The sequence below is a fragment of the Klebsiella sp. C360 genome (assembly GCF_048822415.1).
Lineage (GTDB): Bacteria > Pseudomonadota > Gammaproteobacteria > Enterobacterales > Enterobacteriaceae > Klebsiella > Klebsiella quasipneumoniae.
This window is the reverse complement of sequence record NZ_JBMEZZ010000004.1, coordinates 270674-291281: the sequence shown is the minus strand read 5'-3', so window position 1 is coordinate 291281 and position 20608 is coordinate 270674. Positions and strand designations below refer to the sequence as shown.

Below are 20608 nucleotides of genomic sequence, written 5' to 3'. Positions count from 1 at the left end.
TGCCGCGCGGACGATTTTGCGTATTCCGGCCCGGTAAGCATCAGCGTTTGCCGGGCAAACCAGTCAGACAATCACGATTCACCGCACGTTTCAGGAACCATCGCTCATGACTCAGACTTTAAGTCAGCTTGAAAACCGCGACGCCTTTATCGAACGTCACATTGGCCCGGACGCTCAGCAGCAGCAAGAGATGCTGAAGACCGTCGGCGCGGATTCGCTTAACGCCCTGATCGGCCAGATTGTGCCGCAGGATATCCAGCTGGCGACCCCACCGCAGGTGGGCGACGCGACAACCGAATTCGCCGCGCTGGCAGAGCTGAAGGCGATCGCCGGTCGCAACAAGCGCTTCAAGTCTTACATCGGCATGGGCTACACCGCCGTGCAGCTGCCGCCGGTTATTCAGCGCAACATGCTGGAAAATCCGGGCTGGTATACCGCCTATACCCCTTACCAGCCGGAAGTCTCCCAGGGCCGTCTGGAATCGCTGCTCAACTTCCAGCAGGTTACGCTGGATCTCACCGGGCTGGATATCGCTTCCGCTTCGCTGCTCGATGAAGCGACCGCCGCCGCCGAAGCGATGGCGATGGCCAAACGCGTCAGCAAACTGAAAAACGCCAACCGTTTCTTCGTCGCCGCCGACGTCCATCCGCAAACCCTGGACGTGGTGCGCACTCGTGCGGAAACCTTCGGTTTCGACGTGATCGTCGATGACGCCGACAAAGTGCTCGATCACCAGGATGTCTTCGGCGTGCTGCTGCAGCAGGTGGGCACCACCGGCGAAATCCACGATTACAGCAAACTGATCGCCGAGCTGAAAGCGCGCAAAGTGATTGTCAGCGTCGCTGCCGACTTTATGGCGCTGGTGCTGCTGACGGCGCCGGGCAAGCAGGGCGCGGATATCGTCTTCGGCTCCGCCCAACGCTTCGGCGTGCCGATGGGCTATGGCGGCCCGCACGCGGCCTTCTTCGCGGCGAAAGATGAATTCAAACGCTCCATGCCGGGCCGGATTATCGGCGTATCGAAAGATGCGGCGGGGAATACCGCGCTGCGCATGGCGATGCAGACTCGCGAACAGCACATCCGCCGCGAGAAAGCGAACTCCAATATTTGTACCTCGCAGGTGCTGCTGGCCAACATCGCCAGCCTGTACGCGGTATTCCACGGCCCGGCGGGTCTGAAACGTATCGCAGGCCGCATTCATCGCCTGACCGACATTCTGGCCGATGGCCTGCAGAAGAAAGGGCTGAAGCTGCGTCATGCCCACTACTTCGACACCCTGTGCGTGGAAGTGGCGGATAAAGCCGCGGTGCTGGCGCGTGCCGAAGCCCTGCAGATTAACCTGCGCAGCGATATTCACGGCGCGGTGGGCATTACGCTCGATGAAGCGACCACCCGCGAAGACGTGCTCAACCTGTTCCGCGCCATCGTCGGCGACGATCATGGTCTGGACATCGATACCCTGGATAAAGACGTGGCGCTGGACAGCCGCTCCATCCCGGCGGCGATGCTGCGCGACGATGCGATCCTCACCCATCCGGTGTTCAACCGCTACCATAGCGAGACCGAGATGATGCGCTACATGCACGCCCTGGAGCGTAAAGATCTGGCGCTGAACCAGGCGATGATCCCGCTGGGCTCCTGCACCATGAAGCTGAACGCCGCGGCGGAGATGATCCCCATCACCTGGCCGGAGTTCGCTGAGCTGCACCCGTTCTGCCCGGTAGAGCAGGCGGAAGGGTATCATCAGATGATCGCTCAGCTCTCCGACTGGCTGGTGAAACTGACCGGCTATGACGCCGTCTGCATGCAGCCGAACTCCGGCGCGCAGGGCGAATATGCTGGCCTGCTGGCGATTCGCCACTACCACGAGAGCCGCAACGAAGGCCATCGCGATATCTGCCTGATCCCAAGCTCCGCGCACGGCACCAACCCGGCTTCCGCGCAGATGGCGGGTATGCAGGTGGTGGTGGTTGCGTGCGACAAAAACGGCAACATCGATCTCGCCGACCTGCGTGAAAAAGCAGAGCAGGCGGGGGCAAATCTCTCCTGTATCATGGTCACCTATCCGTCGACCCACGGCGTATATGAAGAGACCATTCGCGAAGTGTGCGAGATCGTGCACCAGTTCGGCGGCCAGGTTTACCTTGACGGCGCCAACATGAACGCCCAGGTCGGGATCACCTCTCCGGGCTTTATCGGCGCTGACGTTTCGCACCTCAACCTGCATAAAACGTTCTGCATTCCGCACGGCGGCGGCGGCCCGGGTATGGGCCCAATCGGCGTGAAAGCGCACCTGGCGCCGTTCGTGCCGGGTCACAGCGTGGTGCAGATTGAAGGGATGCTGACCCGTCAGGGCGCGGTTTCCGCTGCGCCGTTCGGCAGCGCATCCATCCTGCCGATCAGCTGGATGTATATCCGTATGATGGGCGCGGAAGGGCTGAAGCAGGCGAGCCAGAACGCGATCCTTAACGCCAACTATATCGCTACCCGTCTGAAAGACGCCTACCCGGTGCTCTACACCGGTCGCGATGGTCGCGTGGCGCACGAATGTATTCTCGATATTCGTCCGCTGAAAGAAGAGACCGGCATTAGCGAGCTGGATATCGCCAAGCGCCTGATCGACTTTGGCTTCCATGCGCCGACCATGTCCTTCCCGGTAGCGGGTACGCTGATGGTTGAGCCGACGGAATCGGAAAGCAAGGTGGAGCTGGACCGCTTTATCGACGCGATGCTGGCGATCCGCGCGGAAATCGACCGCGTCAAAGCCGGTGAATGGCCGCTGGAAGACAACCCGCTGGTGAACGCGCCGCATACCCAGGGTGAGATCGTTGGGGAATGGAACCATCCGTACAGCCGCGAGCTGGCGGTATTCCCGGCGGGTCTGCACAACAAATACTGGCCGACGGTGAAACGCCTGGACGACGTGTACGGCGACCGTAATCTGTTCTGCTCCTGCGTGCCGATGAGCGAATATCAGTAACGTGCGGAATTAGCTATACTTTTAAAGGCGCTGCGGCGCCTTTATTTTTTGGGAGAGAAGCATGGGGATAGCACTGATTAGCGGCGCGAGCCGCGGAATAGGTCGGGCGACGGCGCTGCTGCTGGCGCAGGAAGGGTATACTGTCGCGGTCAATTATCATCACAATATTAACGCTGCCACCGAGGTGGTGAATACCATTGTTGCCGCCGGCGGCAAAGCCACGGCGCTGCGGGCGGATATCAGTGATGAAGCGCAGGTGATGGCGATGTTTGAGGCGATTGACCGCATGGGCGAGCCGCTGACGGCGCTGGTTAACAACGCCGGGATCCTCTTTACCCAGTGTACGGTGGAGAGCCTGAGCGCCGAGCGCATTAACCGCGTGCTGGCGACCAACGTGACCGGCTATTTCCTCTGCTGCCGCGAGGCGGTCAAGCGCATGGCGCATCAGCATGGCGGCAAGGGCGGGGCGATAGTTAACGTGTCGTCGGCGGCGTCGCGCCTTGGCTCGCCGGGAGAATATGTTGATTACGCCGCGTCGAAAGGGGCGGTGGATACCCTGACCACCGGGCTGGCGCTGGAGGTGGCGGCGCAGGGGATCCGGGTAAATGGCGTGCGCCCTGGGCTGATTTATACCGAGATGCATGCTTCCGGCGGCGAACCGGGACGTGTGGACCGGGTAAAAGATTCGCTACCGATGCAGCGCGGCGGCCAGCCGGAAGAGGTCGCTCAGGCCATTGCCTGGTTGCTGAGCGACAAAGCGTCGTATGTGACGGGTAGCTTCCTCGAACTGGCGGGCGGTAAATAACCCAGGCCATCGTTCAGTATCCCGGCTAAGCACAGCGCAAGCCGGGGAAACCTTCCCGGATAGCGGCTACGCCTTATCCGGGCTACCCAACGATGCGTACCCGTAGCCCGGCTAAGCGCAGCGCGAGCCGGGTAACCCGGCGGTCTACCAGAAGGCCAGCCACAGCCTCAGGCGCATTCCCCAACTGCTGGTCCAGCCAGTGGTAACCGACTTCACCTCGCCTCGATAAATCACCACCAGCGTTGGCGTCACCCGAATGTCCCACTGCCGCGCCAGCTGGCCGCTCGGGTCATTTACCGTCGGCAGCGCCAGTTTCTTTCTGGCAAGCCACGTCTCCAGCGCGGCGTTATCGCCGGATCGCAGGGCCACGGTCAGTACATTGCCGCCATCGGCGGCAAGCGATGCCACCGACGGCGTGGTGTAGCGACAGACCCCGCACCAGGTGGCCCAGACGTACAGCAGCAGCGGCTTTTGCTGGCTCATGGCGTTCAGATCCACCGTCCTGCCGTCGAGGGTGTGCAGCGATGTGGCGCTGACGTTTTGCGGCAGCGCGGGCTGGCGAAAATAATCCACCGCCAGGCCCATCGCCGCGCCAATCAGCAGCCACACTGCCAGCTCACGCAGCCAGCGCCTGAGCTTACTGGCCACGGGCTTTCGCCAGCTGCTCTTTCACCAGCCCCTCCAGTTCGTCAGCAGGGATCGCCCCGGCCACCATCTGATCGCCGATGATGGTCGCCGGCGTGCCCTGAATATTCAGCACCTGCGACAAAATCAGGTTCATCTTCAGTGAATCCATGGTCTTGTCATCGAGACTGACGCTGTCGGTGGCGGTTTTCTTCTGCGCCGCGGCGATGCTGGCGTCATCGTGATAGCCTTTTTTCGCCATCAGCCGCTGATGCAGCGCCCAGAACTTATCGGGCTGCTGGCGCCAGGTAGAGAGCGCCGCTTTGGCGGCATTGACCGAACTTTGCCCCTTGAACGGCAGCAGCTTCACGATCAGCTGGATGTCCGGGTTATCGTGGACGATTTTTTCCAGCATCGGATCAAACTGTTTACAGTAAGGACAGTTGTAATCGGTAAACGAGACGATCGTCAGCTTCGGCGCTTTGGCGCCGGTGCGCGGGCTGTTCGGATCGTTAAACAGCAGCTGCGCCAGCTGGTCATTACCGTTTGCTGGTGGTTCTTCCGCCGGGGCGGCGAAGCTGAAGGCGGATACGCACAGCAGCAATAAGGCGGTGATAGCTCTCATGTTAGTTTCCTTTGGCGGCGGACAGGGTGGCGAGGAGGTGTTCGCGATCTAACAGCGCAGGCAGGATCTCTCCCTGCGGCAATCCCGGTCCGTAAATCTGGTTAAACGGCACCGCGGCGCTGCCGCGGTCGGTTAAAAACTGACTAATCGTGGCGGAGGGGCGGCTCCAGTCGCCGCGCAGGGCGACCACGTCCGGCGCTAACAGCGCCTGCTGGACGTCATCGCGCAGCAGCACATTGTATTTATTGGCTTTACAGGTCACGCACCAGTCGGCGGTGACATCAATAAACACCCGCTTATGTTCCGCCAGGGCGCTGGCGATAGCCTGCTCGCTGAGCGGCTGCCAGTTAACCCGGTCGCGGCGCGGGCCCTCGCCGTCAGGCCGGGAGACAAAGGCGACGGCGCCGGCCACCACGATGGCCAGAGCCCCTGCGCGCAGCGCTGTCCGCCAGCGGTAGCGCCAGGCGGTGGCCAGCAGCACGGCTACGGTCAGTATCACCAGCAGGGTAAGCACCGGGGTACGGCCGATGTGGATCGTCAGCAGGCTGACCAGCCATAGCGCCGAGCCAAGCATCATCACCCCCAGCGCCACCCGCAGATGATTCATCCAGCGGCCTGGGCGCGGAAGGCGTTGCGCCAGCCCCGGCCAGGCGACGATCAGCAGCCACGGCAGGCTCATGCCGATCCCCATGGCGAAGAAAATCCCCCACAGCAGCGGCAGCGGCGCCACCAGCGCCACCGACACGGCGGTGCCAAGGAACGGCGCGGTGCAGGGCGTCGCCAGCAGGGTGGCGAAGGCGCCCTGCCAGAAATGGCCCATTAAGCCGTTGCCGCCTCGGGTGGCGAGGAAGGTGCTGGCGGTGGAGGAGAGGCGGATTTCGAACAGCCCCAGCAGACTGGCGCTGAACAGGACCATCACCAGCGCCATGGCGCCGATAAACCACGGGTTCTGGAACTGGATCCCCCAGCCGAGCGCCTGATTACCCAGGCGTAGCGCGGTCATCATCAGCGCCAGCGCCAGGAACGAGACGACGATCCCGCACGCCGAGGCGAGGAACTGTCGGCGCACCGCGCCGCGTTCGCGATGTTCGGTTTGCACCAGCGAGCCGAGCTTCATCGCCAGCACCGGCAGGACGCAGGGCATTACATTGAGGATAAGCCCCCCGGCCAGCGCCATCAGCAGCACCCAGCCTAACGCCGCTCCCGGCGCGGCGCTGCCTGCGCGGATAGCGAGCTGGCTTTCCTGCGCCTGGCCGCTATCCGCCAGCACCAGCGACAACGTTTTACCGCGTAGATCCGGCGCCGCTTCGCCCCAGCTATCGGTGACCGGCACGCTGGCGGTTAGCGTATCGCCGCGGGTGGTAAAGCTCGGCTTGCCGAAATCGACATCCTCCATGCTGTCGATAAACAGCGCTGGTTGCTGCCAGCCGGCATCACGGCGGGCGGTCACCGTCAGTTTGCCGCTGACGTAGCTGGCGTTCAGCTGCGAAGTCAGGCCATCGCGCAGCGGCAGCGTGCCCATCGCACGGGTGTAATCGTAGGCAAAACCCTCTCCTGGCGGGGCCGTCATATCCAGCGAAAACGGATAGTCAGTGAGAATGCAGACATTGCTGCAGGTGGATAATGTCAGTACGCCGCTGAGCGTCGGCGGTATCTTCCCGCGCAGGGTCATCGGGAAGCTGACGTCGCCGTGATATCCCTGAGTGGAAATGCCCGCAACGTCGAAACGCTGCGGCGTCGGCCAGCGCCAGTCAACCGCCAGCGGCGTGCCCCAGGCGATAGCCGGCGCGATGCCGCCTTCCCCTGGCGAACGCCAGTAGGTTTTCCAGCCCTTTTCCAGCGCCACGTCTAAAAGCAGGCGGGTATCGCCATTGCTCTCGGTTTGCGCCCGCAGGCGCACGCTGGCGTGTTGATTATCGGCGGCGCGTAGCCAGCCGCTGTCGGCGGCCTGGCTGACGGGCAGCCATAGCCAAAGCAGGCAGACCAGTAGTCGCCTGAATAACATAGACATAAATTTGCTCCATAAATGATGAATTAACCTGAACTGTCAGGAAAATCACTCACTCACGGAAGACGCATAATCGCAGATGCACCCGCAATCGGGGCGGGGAGATAACGCGGGGAGGCCACTGGCGTTCGATACGCGGCGGGATCGCCGCCAGCACCGCCAGCAGCAGGGTGATAGCCAACAGCGCCCCTTCGAACAGCATCGGCGGGACGGCCATCAGCGACTTGGCGCTGAGCTCGCACGGCGTGACCGGCGCGTCGGCCTTATCCTGGGTTTGCTGTAGCGACGGGCTGTCGGCAGCGAGGTTCATGACCAGCGCGTGCATCCCGGCCATTCGCTGGGCGGTGCAGACCAGCACCACCAGACAGGCCAGGAGGACAAAAAGAATGGCTTTGCGTTGTCGCTTAATCATGAGCGCCTCAAATATTCACGAGGCCTATCTTATCGGGCGAACGCGTTTTGGCAATGGTAAAGCTGTAAAGAAGTGTCTGGCGGATAAGCGATTTGCCCTCCCCCGGCCGGGAGAGGGCAGTCAATTACAGATTCTCACCGTTGCTGGCGATGACCTCTTTGTACCAGTTGAAGCTCTTCTTACGCGAGCGGGACATATCGCCGGTGCCGTCGTCGTGTTTGTTGACGTAGATGAAGCCGTAGCGTTTGCTGTACTGGCCGGTGGTGAAGGAGACGCAGTCGATGCAGCCCCACGGGGTATAGCCCATCAGATCGACGCCGTCGTAGGTGACGGCTTTCATCATCTCTTCGACGTGGGCGCGCAGGTAGTCAATGCGGTAGTCATCGTTGATGCTGCCGTCGGCTTCGACTTTGTCGTAGGCGCCAAAGCCGTTCTCGACGATAAACAGCGGCTTCTGGTAGCGCTCATACAATTCACACAGGGAATAGCGCAGACCGACCGGGTCAATCTGCCAGCCCCAGTCGGAGGCTTTGACGTGCGGATTCGGCACGCTGCCTTCGAAGCCGGAAATGGCGTCGCCGGTGCCGCCTTCGGCTTTCACCGCGTTGGTCATGTAGTAGCTGAAGCCAAGATAAGCGCAGGTGCCTTCGCGCAGGATCTGCGCGTCGCCATCTTCCATCTTGATGTTGAAGCCGCGGCGCTCCCACTCATTCAGCACATAGCTCGGATAGTAACCGCGCAGCTGAACGTCGGTAAAGACGTAGCGCTCGCGCATCGACTCCTGAGCAAACATCACATCTTCCGGTTTGCAGGAGTAAGGGTAGAGGGCGACCATCGCCAGCATGCAGCCGACCTGCATGTCCGGGTTAATACCACGCGCCGCTTTCACCGCCAGCGCGCTGGCGACGAACTGATGGTGCAGCACCTGGTACATGGTCTCTTCCGGGTTGTCATGCTCGGTATAAACCACCCCGGAGCAGCAGTAGCCGAACAGCGGCGCGCGCCAGTTACGCTGGTTATTGATCTCGTTGAAGGTCATCCAGTATTTCACTTTGTGCTTATAGCGCTCAAAGACCACTTCGGCGAAGCGCACAAAGAAATCGACCACTTTACGGTTGGTCCAGCCGCCGTACTGCTGCACCAGGTGCAGGGGCATCTCGAAGTGGGAGAGGGTGATCACCGGCTCGATGTTGTACTTCAGCAGCTCGTCGAACATGTCGTCGTAGAACTTCAGCCCCTCCTCATTCGGCTGGGTCTCGTCGCCCTGCGGGAAGATGCGGGTCCAGGCGATAGAGGTACGGAAGCATTTGAAGCCCATCTCGGCGAACAGTTTGATGTCTTCTTTGTAGCGGCCGTAGAAATCCACCGCTTCGTGGTTGGGGTAATATTTGCCGGCTTCAACCTGGTGGGTGATTTCACGCGGCACGTCGTGCGCCCCGCCGGTCAGTACGTCGCAGATGCTCGGGCCTTTGCCGCCCTGATCCCAGCCGCCTTCAACCTGATGCGCGGCAACCGCGCCGCCCCATAAAAAATCTTTCGGAAGGGTTAATTTTTTCATCCTGGCTAATCTCTCTAATAACTATTGCTCTCGAGTCTAGCAAAGTGAAATTGAATGTCACGATATAACAAATTACGCCAAACGTAATATGTTACATCGAAAAAACAGGCTGTTATTTTTAGCTGATTTTGCGCGCTAATTTACGTCCGAGCGTTTCGAGAATATAGATCACTGGAATTTGCGTCGTAATATCGTAGACACCGCCAATGCGCGTCTGCGGCACGTGCCAGGAGAGATTGAAATCGGCCAGTTTGGCCAGCCGCGAGTGTTCGTGACTGGTAATGGACATCACCTTGCAGCGGTGCAGGCTGAACTGGCTGGCGAAGCGCAGGATCTCTTCCGTCTCGCCGGAGACGGAAAGCACGATCGCCAGCGCGTTACGGGCCATATCGTTAGTCACCGGAAAATAGGGGTCATCAATATGATTACTAAATTTCCCGACGTTGGAGAAGAAGCGGGCGCCATATTTCGCCAGCGCGCCCGAGGTGCCTGCGCCGACGAAAATAATACGTTCGGAGGCGAGAATAATATCGACGGCCTGCTCGAGTAATTCATCGAACTCGTCATTATTAACGCTTTTAAAAAAGCTCATGATTTCGCTGGCGCCGATATTTGCCTGTTGAGGCTCGTTCTGCTCAAGATATAATTTAAAGCGCACGCGAAATTCAGAGTAGCCCTCGCACTGCAGTTTGCGGCAGAAGCGCAACACGGTGGTGGTGGAGACGCCGGCGGCTTCGGCCAGTTCGCGGATGGTCATGTACATCACTTTGTCACGATTCTTAATGACGTAGTGGTAGACCATCATCTCAAGATTATTGAGACTGGCGACAGCGGCGTGGGAGAACATACTCACAGTGGCGAACTCACAATTCATAATGACCAGGACGGAATTATATCATGCAGGCCAATGACATTACCTTTTTTCAGCGCTTTCAGGAGGACATCCTCGCCGGGCGCAAAACGATCACCATTCGCGATGCGGCGGAGTCGCACTTTAAGCCCGGCGATGTGCTGCGCGTCGGGCGCTATGAAGACGACGGCTATTTTTGCACCATCGCCGTAACCGCGACCTCGACGGTGACTCTCGACACGCTGACCGACCAGCATGCTCAACAGGAGAATATGACCCTCGGGCAGCTGCGTCAGGTCATCAGCGACATCTATCCTGGGGAGAACCAGTTTTATGTCATTGAATTCAAAACGCTTTAAGACAATCAGGAACAGCTGTGAGTTGAAATAAAATTGTAACTTTATGATTTTAATGTGTTTACAAATATACATCGTTTTATTTTAGCTAACAGGTGTTCACTGGAATCATTCTCAGTTACCCTAAGTGGGCAATGAAAGCGTTCTTGTTTTCACGGAGTCAAATATGGTGCGCAAACCATTAATCACTCAGGGATATTCTCTGGCAGAGGAAGTTGCCAACAGCATCAGTCATGGGATCGGGCTGGTGTTCGGTATCGTCGGCCTCGTGCTCTTGCTGGTGCAGGCGGTGGACACTAACGCCAGCGCGACGGCGATCACCAGCTACAGTCTGTACGGCGGCAGCATGATTATGCTGTTTCTCGCCTCCACGCTCTATCACGCGATCCCGCATCAGCGGGCGAAACAGTGGCTGAAAAAGTTCGACCACTGCGCCATCTACTTGTTAATCGCCGGGACCTATACGCCGTTTTTGCTGGTAGGGTTGAACTCGCCGCTGGCGAAGGGGCTGATGATCGTCATCTGGAGCCTGGCGCTGCTGGGGATCCTGTTTAAGCTGACCATCGCGCACCGCTTTAAAATCCTGTCGCTGGTGACCTATCTGACCATGGGCTGGCTGTCGCTTATCGTGGTCTATCAGCTGGCGGTAAAGCTGGCGGTGGGCGGCGTGACGCTGCTGGCGGTCGGCGGGGTGGTGTACTCGCTCGGGGTCATCTTCTACGTCTGCAAACGCATTCCCTATAACCACGCTATCTGGCATGGCTTCGTGCTCGGCGGCAGCGTGTGTCACTTCCTGGCGATCTATCTGTACGTCGGCCAGTCCTGATAAACATCCCACGGTGGCGCTGCGCTTACCGTGGCTACGGTTATCTGCGGCCTGGAAATCCCACGGTGGCGCTACGCTTACCGTGGCTACGGTATTTGCAGTCAAGTAGCCCGGCTAAGGCGCGAGCGCCGCAAGCCGGGAGTCATAACGCTTTATTACGCGTCTTCCAGTGAATAGGGCAGCGGTTCGATGCGCAGGCTGCCGGCATCGTCGCGCACGCGGAACACGCTGTCCGGCTCCATATCGTTATTCATCACCACCTGCACCAGCAGCTGGCCATCATCCAGCTGAACCGCCGCAAGCACCGTACCGGTGCGGCGCCAGTTTTCGCCCATCTTCAGATCCAGATCTTCTCCGGCCTCCGGCACCCGGCTGGCGGTACCTGACAGCGTCCACAGCGCGCGCTTATTGGCGCCGCGGAATTTCGCCCTGGCGACCATTTCCTGGCCGGTATAGCAGCCTTTTTTGAAGCTGATACCGCCCAGCGCCTGCAGGTTGGTGGCCTGCGGAATGAACTGCCCGCTGTTGGCGCTGTCGATAACCGGCAGACCGGCTTCAATATTCAGCGCCAGCCACTGCTGGCTGTTGTTGAGCTGCGCTTCGCCACGCAGCGCGTCGGTGACGCGATTGGCGGTGTCGACATCGGTCACCAGCAGGAAGCGTTCGCCCGGGTGTTCAAACCACAGCAGGCTGGTGGCGCCTTCGCTAATCACCGGCGTCGCGGCGTCGGGCAGGGCGGCGAACAGCGGCGCCAGCGCGGCGCGCGCCTGGAAGCCGGCCACCCCCAGCAGAACCAGATCGTCGTTGGCGGCGATGGTGACTTTGGAGAAGACGGCATATTTTTTCAGCTCGGTCAGCTGCGCGTCGCGCAGGCTGCGGCGCTCAATCCACGCGAAGCCGCCGTCGCGGCGGAATACGCGCAGGTTGCTCCACATCTTGCCTTTGGCGTCACAGTGGGCGGCAAGCAGATGCTGGGCATCGGTGAGACTGCTCACATCGGCGGTAATCTGCCCCTGCAGATATTTTTCGCTGTCCGGTCCGCTAATTGTCGCCAGCGCCCAGTCATCCAGGGTCATCAGCGTTAACGGCAGACGAGCGGAAGAGGAAGGCTGACGCGGAGGAAAAGGTGTAAAAGCCATAGTCATATCCTGAATCGCTTAACGCAGTGTGTGTGACCAATGGTAAAAGAGCTATAGTGCATTGCAAGCGCTTTCAACAGGCCATTTGTGCGCTGACGTTTGGTGACGGCCTGACGCGGGAAAACAATAAGCCCATCATTATTTTATGGTTTTTATGGAAGGATGCTCGCATTCAGCGATATTCCTGTAAAGTTACGGCAGAAAACGGGTTAAACTAACCTATATTTTGCTGCTGGAAGGTCAACATGGACATTAACAATAAAGCACGTATCCACTGGGCATGCCGCCGCGGGATGCGCGAACTCGACATCTCCATCATGCCGTTCTTTGAGTATGAGTACGATACCCTCAGCGACGCTGACAAACAGCTGTTCATTCGCCTGCTGGAAAATGACGATCCGGATCTGTTCAACTGGCTGATGAACCACGGCAAACCGGCCGATGCGGAGCTGCAGCGGATGGTAACCTTAATTCAGACACGGAATCGGGAACGTGGTCCTGTGGCAATCTGATCTCCGTATCTCCTGGCGCGCGCAGTGGTTTTCCCTGCTGCTCCACGGCGTTGTGGCGGCGCTGGTGCTGCTGGTTCCCTGGCCGTTAAGCTACACCCCGATCTGGCTGCTGCTGCTGTCGCTGGTGGTCTTTGACTGTGTGCGTAGCCAGCGACGGATCCATGCCCGTCGCGGGGAGATAAAACTGCTCACCGATTCCCGGCTGCGCTGGCAAAACGCCGAATGGGAGATCCTCGGGACGCCGTGGGTCATCAACAGCGGTATGCTGCTGCGTTTGCGCCATGTCGATACCCGACGCGGTCAGCATCTGTGGCTGGCGGCGGACAGCATGGATCCCGGAGAGTGGCGGGATCTGCGCCGGCTGGTGCTGCAAAAACCGGCGCAGGAGTAAGCGGCGTCAGGAGAAGTGTTCGGCCATTTCGCCGAGGATCTGCTCGCACCAGCTCTGGATGCGCTCGTCGCTCAGGTCGTACTGGTTGGTTTCATCCAGCGCCAGGCCAACGAACAGTTGGCCATCAGCGATCACCGGTTTCGGGCTGGTGAACTCATAGCCTTCGGTTGGCCAGTAGCCGACAAACTTCACGCCTTTGGTCGCCAGCTTGTCATGCAGCATGCCCAGCGCGTCAAGGAACCATTCGCCATAGCCCAGCTGATCGCCCATGCCGTACAGCGCGACGATTTTGCCCTCCAGGTCCAGGGTGTCCAGCTGGTCCCAAACCGCTTCCCAGTCTTCCTGAATTTCGCCGAAATCCCAGGTCGGGATGCCGAGGATCAGTACATCGTACTGGCTCATCAGGGCGGGGGAGTCATCTTTCAGATTGTGCAACGTCACCAGCTCAGGGCCGATGATATCGCGGATTTTCTCCGCGGCCATTTCGGTGTAGCAGGTACTGGAGCCGTAAAACAGACCTATATTCATCGCGTAAACATCTCGATTCTTGCTGTGAATGGCGGGCAGTGTACCAGAAAGGCGTCCTCTTAAGGCATAATGAGAGCGTTTAACGAACAAAGAGGCCGATGTGAAACAGGATCTGGCACTAATCGAACAGTTTCTCGATGCCCTTTGGCTGGAGCGCAATCTGGCGGAGAATACGCTCAGCGCCTACCGTCGCGATTTGACGATGCTGGTGGAGTGGCTGCACCATCGCGGCCTGTCGCTGGCAAGCGTCGGCAGCGACGACCTGCAGGCGCTGCTGGCCGAGCGGCAGTCCGGCGGCTATAAAGCCACCAGCACCGCGCGCCTGCTGAGCGCCGTGCGTCGTTTCTTCCAGCATCTGTACCGGGAAAAAATTCGCCCGGACGACCCCAGCGCGCTGCTGGCCTCGCCGAAGCTGCCGCAGCGGCTGCCGAAGGATCTCAGTGAGGCGCAGGTTGAGCGTCTGCTGCAGGCCCCGCTGGTGGAGCAGCCGCTGGAGTTGCGCGACAAAGCGATGCTGGAGGTGCTGTATGCCACCGGCCTGCGCGTCTCGGAGCTGGTGGGGCTGACGATGAGCGACATCAGCCTGCGACAGGGTGTGCTGCGGGTGGTGGGCAAAGGCAACAAAGAGCGGCTGGTGCCGCTGGGGGAAGAGGCGGTACTGTGGGTGGAAAATTACCTCGAGTATGGTCGCCCCTGGCTGCTGAACGGCGTGGCGTCGGATGTCTTATTTCCCAGCCAGCGCGCCCAGCAGATGACGCGTCAGACCTTCTGGCACCGGATTAAACACTATGCCGTGCTGGCGGGGATCGACAGCGAAAAGCTCTCCCCGCACGTGTTGCGCCATGCGTTCGCCACGCATTTACTCAATCATGGCGCCGACCTGCGCGTGGTGCAGATGCTGTTAGGACACAGCGATCTCTCCACCACGCAGATCTACACCCACGTAGCGACCGAGCGTCTGCGACAACTTCATCAACAGCACCACCCGCGGGCGTGAGTGCTGAACAAAAGGACTGAGTATGAAAAAAGGTTTATTGATGTTCACCCTGCTGGCGGCTTCCCTTTCCGGGGCGGCGCATGCCGATAGCGCGGCAATTAAACAGTCGCTGGCGAAGCTGGGTGTGCAGAGCACCGATATTCAACCGTCGCCGGTTTCCGGGATGAGCACGGTGCTGACCGACAGCGGCGTACTGTATGTCACCGACGACGGCAAGCACATCATCCAGGGGCCGATGTACGACGTGAGCGGCGCGCAGCCGGTCAATGTCACTAACCAGCTGCTGCTGGGTAAACTGAACGCGCTGAGCAACGAAATGATTGTCTACAAAGCGCCGAAGGAGCAGCACGTCATTACCGTCTTCACCGACATCACCTGCGGTTATTGCCACAAGCTGCATGAGCAGATGAGCGACTACAACGCGCTGGGGATCACCGTGCGCTATCTCGCCTTCCCGCGCCAGGGACTGCAGAGCCAGGCGGAGCAGGACATGAAGGCCATCTGGTGCGCGAAAGATCGCAACAAAGCGCTGGATGACGCTATGAACGGCAAGGGCGTGCAGCCGGCGAGCTGCAGCGTGGATATCGCTAAACACTACACCCTTGGCGTGCAGATGGGCGTCAACGGTACCCCGGCGATGGTCCTCAGCAACGGCATGGTGCTGCCGGGCTATCAGGGGCCGAAAGAGCTGAAGGCGTTCCTCGACGAGCATAAAAAACAGACAAGCGGTAACTGATTCGCGTGAAACAACAGATACAACTACGCCGCCGCGAGGCGGTTGACGGCGTCGATTTACCCGCCGATCTGCCGCCGCTGCTGCAGCGGCTGTATGCCAGCCGCGGGGTGCGCAGCGCCCAGGAGCTGGAGCGCAGCGTCAAAGGCATGCTGCCGTGGACGCAGCTCACCGGCGTTGAAAAAGCGGTCGGGATGCTGCACGACGCTTTCCAGAAAGGGTTGCACATTGTCGTAGTCGGCGATTTTGACGCCGACGGCGCCACCAGCACCGCGCTCAGCGTGCTGGCCCTGCGCGCGCTGGGCTACGGCAACGTCTCCTACCTGGTGCCGAACCGTTTTGAAGACGGCTACGGCTTGAGCCCGGAAGTGGTCGATCAGGCCCACGCCCGCGGCGCGCAGATGATCATGACCGTCGACAACGGGATCTCGTCCCATGCCGGCGTCGATCATGCCCATGCGCTGGGGATCCCGGTGCTGGTAACCGATCACCACCTGCCGGGGGAGACGCTACCGGCGGCGGAGGCCATCGTTAACCCTAACCTGCGCGATTGCGACTTTCCGTCGAAATCGCTGGCCGGGGTCGGGGTGGCGTTCTATCTGATGCTGGCGCTGCGCACCTTTCTGCGTGATAACGGCTGGTTCGATGCCCGCGGCATCGCCGCGCCGAACCTTGCCGAGCTGCTGGATCTGGTGGCGCTTGGCACCGTTGCCGACGTCGTGCCGCTGGATGCTAACAATCGTATTCTCACCTGGCAGGGGTTAAGCCGCATTCGCGCTGGCAAATGTCGGCCCGGCATTAAGGCGCTGCTGGAGATTGCCAACCGCGATCCGCAAAAGCTGGCGGCCAGCGACCTCGGTTTTGCCCTCGGGCCGCGCCTGAACGCGGCGGGGCGGCTGGACGACATGTCGGTCGGCGTCGCGCTGCTGCTGTGCGATAACATTGGCGAAGCGCGCGTGTTAGCCAATGAGCTTGACGCGCTCAACCAGACGCGCAAAGAGATCGAGCAGGGGATGCAGGCGGAAGCGCTAACGCTCTGTCAGCAGCTGGAACGCAGTAGCGATACCCTGCCCGGCGGGCTGGCGATGTACCATCCGCAGTGGCACCAGGGGGTGGTCGGCATCCTCGCCTCGCGAATTAAGGAACGTTTCCACCGGCCGGTGATCGCCTTTGCGCCCACCGGCGACGGTACGCTGAAAGGCTCCGGCCGCTCCATTCAGGGGCTGCATATGCGCGATGCGCTGGAGCGTCTCGATACGCTCTATCCGGGGCTGATCCTGAAGTTCGGCGGCCACGCGATGGCGGCAGGATTATCGCTGGAAGAGGCGCGCTTTGAGGAGTTTCAGCAGCGCTTTGGCGAGCTGGTGACCGAGTGGCTGGATCCCGCGCTGTTACAGGGCGAGGTCGTTTCCGACGGGCCGCTGGCGGCGGCGGAGATGAGCATGGAAGTGGCGCAGATGCTGCGCGACGCCGGGCCGTGGGGACAGATGTTCCCGGAACCGCTGTTTGACGGCCGTTTCCGCCTGCTGCAGCAGCGGCTGGTGGGCGAGCGTCACCTGAAGGTGATGGTCGAGCCGGTTGACGGCGGCCCGCTGCTGGACGGTATCGCCTTCAACGTGGATACTTCCATCTGGCCCGACAACGGCGTGCGTGAAGTCCAGTTAGCCTACAAGCTCGACATCAATGAGTTCCGCGGCAACCGCAGCCTGCAGCTGATCATCGATCACCTCTGGCCAAATTGACAACAGTGTATGAATAAGGGCGCGAATCCGGTAGAATTCCGCTCTTATCACCGCATTTTGACAAATCCATTAAAAGAAACCGACCATGTTTGAAATAAATCCGGTAAAAAACCGCATTCAGGACCTCACGGAGCGCTCCGACGTTCTTAGGGGGTATCTTTGACTACGATGCCAAGAAAGAGCGTCTCGAAGAAGTAAACGCCGAGCTGGAACAGCCGGACGTCTGGAATGAACCTGAACGCGCTCAGGCGCTGGGTAAAGAGCGTTCTTCCCTGGAAGCCATCGTAGATACCCTGGATCAGATGTCCCAGGGGCTGGAAGACGTTGCCGGTCTGCTGGATCTGGCCGTGGAAGCGGACGACGAAGAGACCTTCAACGAAGCCGTCGCCGAGCTGGATACGCTGGAAGAGAAGCTGGCGCAGCTTGAGTTCCGCCGCATGTTCTCCGGCGAATACGACAACGCCGATTGCTACCTCGATATTCAGGCAGGCTCCGGCGGCACCGAAGCCCAGGACTGGGCCAGCATGCTGATGCGCATGTACCTGCGCTGGGCGGAAGCGCGCGGCTTTAAGACCGAGATCATCGAAGAGTCCGAAGGTGAAGTCGCGGGCATTAAATCCGTGACCATCAAGATCATTGGCGATTACGCTTACGGCTGGCTGCGTACCGAAACCGGCGTTCATCGTCTGGTGCGTAAGAGCCCGTTCGATTCCGGCGGCCGCCGTCATACCTCCTTTAGCTCTGCGTTCGTTTACCCGGAAGTTGAAGACGATATCGATATCGAAATTAACCCGGCCGACCTGCGCATCGACGTTTACCGCGCCTCCGGCGCCGGTGGGCAGCACGTTAACCGTACAGAATCCGCGGTGCGTATTACCCACATCCCGACCGGGTTGGTGACGCAGTGCCAGAACGACCGTTCGCAGCACAAGAACAAAGACCAGGCCATGAAGCAGATGAAAGCGAAGCTTTATGAGCTGGAGATGCAGAAGAAAAATGCCGAGAAGCAGGCGATGGAAGACAACAAGTCCGATATCGGCTGGGGCAGCCAGATCCGCTCTTACGTGCTGGATGACTCGCGTATTAAAGATCTGCGTACCGGGGTGGAAACCCGCAACACTCAGGCGGTGCTCGACGGCAGCCTGGACCAATTTATCGAAGCAAGTTTGAAAGCAGGGTTATGAGGAACCAACATGTCTGAACAACAAGCACAGGGCGCTGACGCGGCAATTGACCTTAATAATGAACTGAAAACCCGTCGCGAGAAGCTGGCTGCGCTGCGTGAGCAGGGCGTCGCTTTCCCGAACGATTTCCGTCGTGACCATACCTCTGACCAACTGCACGCTGACTTCGATGCCAAAGAAAACGAAGAGCTGGAAGCGCTGAACGTTGAAGTGGCCGTGGCTGGCCGCATGATGACCCGCCGTATCATGGGTAAAGCGTCCTTCGTCACCCTGCAGGACGTTGGCGGCCGCATCCAGCTGTACGTAGCGCGCGATGACCTGGCGGAAGGCGTTTACAACGACCAGTTCAAAAAATGGGATCTCGGCGACATTATCGCCGCCCGCGGTAAGCTGTTCAAGACCAAAACCGGTGAGCTGTCTATCCACTGCACCGAGCTGCGTCTGCTGACCAAAGCCCTGCGCCCGTTACCGGACAAGTTCCATGGCCTGCAGGATCAGGAAGCGCGCTATCGTCAGCGTTACCTCGACCTGATCTCCAACGATGAATCGCGCAACACCTTTAAAGTGCGTTCGCAGATCCTGGCGGGTATCCGTCAGTTCATGGTTGGCCGCGGCTTTATGGAAGTGGAAACCCCGATGATGCAGGTGATCCCGGGCGGCGCCTCCGCGCGTCCGTTCATCACCCATCATAACGCGCTGGATCTGGACATGTACCTGCGTATCGCGCCGGAACTGTACCTCAAGCGCCTGGTCGTGGGCGGTTTCGAACGCGTCTTCGAGATCAACCGTAACTTCCGTAACGAAGGGATCTCCGTTCGTCATAACCCAGAGTTCACCATGATGGAACTCTACATGGCCTATGCGGACTATAAGGATCTGATCGAGCTGACCGAATCCCTGTTCCGCACCCTGGCGCAGGACATTCTCGGCAACACCGAAGTGCCTTACGGCGACCAGGTGTTCGACTTCGGCAAGCCGTTTGAAAAACTGACCATGCGCGAAGCGATCAAGAAATACCGTCCGGAAACCGAGATGGCGGATCTGGATAACTTCGATTCCGCGAAAGCGATCGCTGAGTCTATCGGCATCAAAGTGGAGAAGAGCTGGGGTCTGGGCCGTATCGTGACCGAGATCTTCGAAGAAGTGGCGGAAGCGCACCTGATCCAGCCGACCTTCATCACTGAATACCCGGCGGAAGTTTCTCCGCTGGCGCGTCGTAACGACGTCAATCCGGAAATCACCGACCGCTTTGAATTCTTCATCGGCGGCCGTGAGATCGGTAATGGCTTTAGCGAGCTGAACGACGCCGAAGACCAGGCGCAGCGCTTCCAGGACCAGGTTGATGCGAAAGCCGCGGGCGACGACGAAGCGATGTTCTACGATGAAGACTACGTGACCGCGCTGGAGCACGGCCTGCCGCCGACCGCCGGTCTGGGTATTGGTATCGACCGCATGGTGATGCTGTTCACCAACAGCCACACCATCCGCGACGTGATCCTGTTCCCGGCAATGCGTCCGCAGAAATAATCGCGTCTTGTGAAATGCAAAAACCCGGCTTGCCGGGTTTTTTTATGTCTGACGTGAGGCCTGAAGGCTGGCGGCGTAAATGTCTTATCCGGGCTACGCAACAGCGCAGAACCGTAGGCCTGCGCAAGCGTAGCGCCGCCAGGCAACGATGACAGGTACGGAGTCGCTTTTTGCGCCGGGTGGCGGCTGCGAGAATAGTTAGCTTACCCGCGCACACGCGCAACAAAGTCGGTCAGCGCCTGGCGAGCGTCCCGATTTTCCGCTTCCAGCACCATCCACGGGCTAAACGCCCACGGCGTGGCGGCCAGCGCGCTTAACATCGTTGCCAGGTCAACCCACTGATAATCCATGACTTCATCGTCGTTAGGCAGCACTTCGCTCACCACGCGCGCGGCATACACCGGGCATACTTCGTTCTCAACGATGCCGTTCGGGGCGACCGCCCGGTAGCGGAAGGCCGGGTGAACCGGCACGATGTCGGCGATCTCCACGCCGAGTTCGAAGCGACAGCGGCGCGTGACGGCCTGCTCGAAGGTCTCGCCCTGCTGGGGGTGTCCGCAGACGGAGTTGGTCCACACCCCGGGCCAGGCTTTTTTGCCCAGCGAACGGCGGGTGACCAGCAATTGTCCCTGCTGATTAAACAACCAGCAAGAGAACGCGAGATGTAAAGGGGTATCAAGCGTGTGGGCGGCATACTTCTCCAGCATACCGGCAGGCTGATCCTGCTCATCCAGTAAAATGACGTGTTCCCCGGCCATGACGACTCCTGAAAATAAAAAATGACCCGGCACAAACCCGCCGGGTCATGTAC

20 protein-coding genes are annotated in these 20608 nt (G+C 59.7%); 11 read left to right on the top strand and 9 right to left on the bottom strand.

Translation table 11 applies throughout. The features are described from left to right. The first annotated feature begins 106 nt into the window (after positions 1-106). Both gcvP and ACOI7D_RS13305 read left to right on the top strand, forming a co-directional pair. Complete coding sequence (gcvP, locus tag ACOI7D_RS13310) at positions 107-2980, top strand: aminomethyl-transferring glycine dehydrogenase (RefSeq protein WP_023290978.1); 2874 nt, start codon at positions 107-109, stop codon at positions 2978-2980. A 61-nt stretch (positions 2981-3041) separates the two neighbouring features. Further along, the gene (locus tag ACOI7D_RS13305) at positions 3042-3785 is read left to right on the top strand and encodes an SDR family oxidoreductase (RefSeq protein WP_109546951.1); all 744 of its coding nucleotides are present in this window, start codon (positions 3042-3044) and stop codon (positions 3783-3785) included. A gap of 144 nt (positions 3786-3929) precedes the next feature. Here the strand turns inward: ACOI7D_RS13305 and ACOI7D_RS13300 are convergent, their stop codons facing one another. From ACOI7D_RS13300 to ACOI7D_RS13275, 6 genes are all read right to left on the bottom strand, one after another. Then, positions 3930-4433 carry a protein disulfide oxidoreductase gene (locus tag ACOI7D_RS13300; RefSeq protein ID WP_109546952.1) on the bottom strand — a complete coding sequence of 168 codons (504 nt, stop codon included), beginning with the start codon at positions 4431-4433 and terminating at the stop codon, positions 3930-3932. Beyond that, positions 4423-5034, bottom strand: a complete 612-nt coding sequence (locus ACOI7D_RS13295) for a DsbA family protein (protein ID WP_023290975.1) — start codon at positions 5032-5034, stop codon at positions 4423-4425. The genes ACOI7D_RS13300 and ACOI7D_RS13295 overlap by 11 nt, the downstream gene beginning before the upstream one ends. A 1-nt stretch (position 5035) precedes the next feature. Further along, positions 5036-7045 (bottom strand): protein-disulfide reductase DsbD family protein, encoded by a 2010-nt coding sequence (locus ACOI7D_RS13290; RefSeq protein WP_109546953.1) that lies wholly within the window; start codon positions 7043-7045, stop codon positions 5036-5038. Positions 7046-7094: 49 nt separating this feature from the next. After that, a complete protein-coding gene (locus ACOI7D_RS13285) occupies positions 7095-7454 on the bottom strand; it encodes a hypothetical protein (RefSeq protein ID WP_023290973.1) in 360 nt (119 codons plus the stop codon). A gap of 124 nt (positions 7455-7578) precedes the next feature. Further along, positions 7579-9012, bottom strand: coding sequence for a 6-phospho-beta-glucosidase (locus ACOI7D_RS13280; protein WP_281166483.1), 1434 nt, complete (start codon positions 9010-9012; stop codon positions 7579-7581). A gap of 118 nt (positions 9013-9130) precedes the next feature. After that, positions 9131-9859, bottom strand: a complete 729-nt coding sequence (locus tag ACOI7D_RS13275; protein WP_032454033.1) for a MurR/RpiR family transcriptional regulator — start codon at positions 9857-9859, stop codon at positions 9131-9133. Positions 9860-9909: 50 nt separating this feature from the next. Here ACOI7D_RS13275 and yqfB point away from each other — a divergent pair, with 50 nt between their 5' ends. Next, entirely contained in the window at positions 9910-10221 is a 312-nt protein-coding gene (gene yqfB, locus ACOI7D_RS13270; protein WP_023290970.1) for a N(4)-acetylcytidine aminohydrolase, read from the top strand. A gap of 163 nt (positions 10222-10384) precedes the next feature. After that, entirely contained in the window at positions 10385-11044 is a 660-nt protein-coding gene (gene trhA / locus ACOI7D_RS13265) for a PAQR family membrane homeostasis protein TrhA (protein WP_008806429.1), read from the top strand. A gap of 155 nt (positions 11045-11199) precedes the next feature. Here the strand turns inward: trhA and ygfZ are convergent, their stop codons facing one another. Next, complete coding sequence (gene ygfZ, locus ACOI7D_RS13260) at positions 11200-12183, bottom strand: tRNA-modifying protein YgfZ (protein WP_109546954.1); 984 nt, start codon at positions 12181-12183, stop codon at positions 11200-11202. 245 nt (positions 12184-12428) lie between these two features. On the opposite strand from ygfZ, the gene sdhE reads away from it, so the two are divergent. Continuing rightward, the gene (gene sdhE / locus ACOI7D_RS13255) at positions 12429-12695 is read left to right on the top strand and encodes an FAD assembly factor SdhE (protein ID WP_002916312.1); all 267 of its coding nucleotides are present in this window, start codon (positions 12429-12431) and stop codon (positions 12693-12695) included. Beyond that, positions 12676-13086, top strand: coding sequence for a protein YgfX (locus ACOI7D_RS13250; protein WP_023290968.1), 411 nt, complete (start codon positions 12676-12678; stop codon positions 13084-13086). The genes sdhE and ACOI7D_RS13250 overlap by 20 nt, the downstream gene beginning before the upstream one ends. A 6-nt stretch (positions 13087-13092) precedes the next feature. On the opposite strand, the gene fldB is transcribed toward ACOI7D_RS13250, so the two are convergent. Next, the gene (fldB, locus tag ACOI7D_RS13245) at positions 13093-13614 is read right to left on the bottom strand and encodes a flavodoxin FldB (protein WP_004205324.1); all 522 of its coding nucleotides are present in this window, start codon (positions 13612-13614) and stop codon (positions 13093-13095) included. Between the two features lie 100 nt (positions 13615-13714). On the opposite strand from fldB, the gene xerD reads away from it, so the two are divergent. The 5 genes from xerD to lysS all read left to right on the top strand — a co-directional run bounded on the left by xerD (position 13715) and on the right by lysS (position 19797). Next, the gene (gene xerD / locus ACOI7D_RS13240) at positions 13715-14611 is read left to right on the top strand and encodes a site-specific tyrosine recombinase XerD (protein ID WP_004144729.1); all 897 of its coding nucleotides are present in this window, start codon (positions 13715-13717) and stop codon (positions 14609-14611) included. A gap of 22 nt (positions 14612-14633) precedes the next feature. Further along, positions 14634-15347 carry a bifunctional protein-disulfide isomerase/oxidoreductase DsbC gene (gene dsbC / locus ACOI7D_RS13235; protein WP_002916301.1) on the top strand — a complete coding sequence of 238 codons (714 nt, stop codon included), beginning with the start codon at positions 14634-14636 and terminating at the stop codon, positions 15345-15347. A 5-nt stretch (positions 15348-15352) separates the two neighbouring features. Further along, a complete protein-coding gene (recJ, locus tag ACOI7D_RS13230) occupies positions 15353-17086 on the top strand; it encodes a single-stranded-DNA-specific exonuclease RecJ (protein ID WP_032454029.1) in 1734 nt (577 codons plus the stop codon). A gap of 85 nt (positions 17087-17171) precedes the next feature. Next, positions 17172-18270 (top strand): peptide chain release factor 2 gene (prfB, locus tag ACOI7D_RS13225; RefSeq protein ID WP_101862173.1). Its coding sequence is split into 2 segments (ribosomal slippage): positions 17172-17246 and positions 17248-18270, totalling 1098 coding nucleotides; the frame shifts between segments, so codons are not numbered across the junction. 9 nt (positions 18271-18279) lie between these two features. Further along, positions 18280-19797, top strand: coding sequence for a lysine--tRNA ligase (gene lysS, locus ACOI7D_RS13220; protein ID WP_008806422.1), 1518 nt, complete (start codon positions 18280-18282; stop codon positions 19795-19797). Positions 19798-20000: 203 nt separating this feature from the next. On the opposite strand, the gene idi is transcribed toward lysS, so the two are convergent. Continuing rightward, the gene (gene idi, locus ACOI7D_RS13215; protein ID WP_032454025.1) at positions 20001-20555 is read right to left on the bottom strand and encodes an isopentenyl-diphosphate Delta-isomerase; all 555 of its coding nucleotides are present in this window, start codon (positions 20553-20555) and stop codon (positions 20001-20003) included. Between the last annotated feature and the right edge of the window lie 53 nt (positions 20556-20608).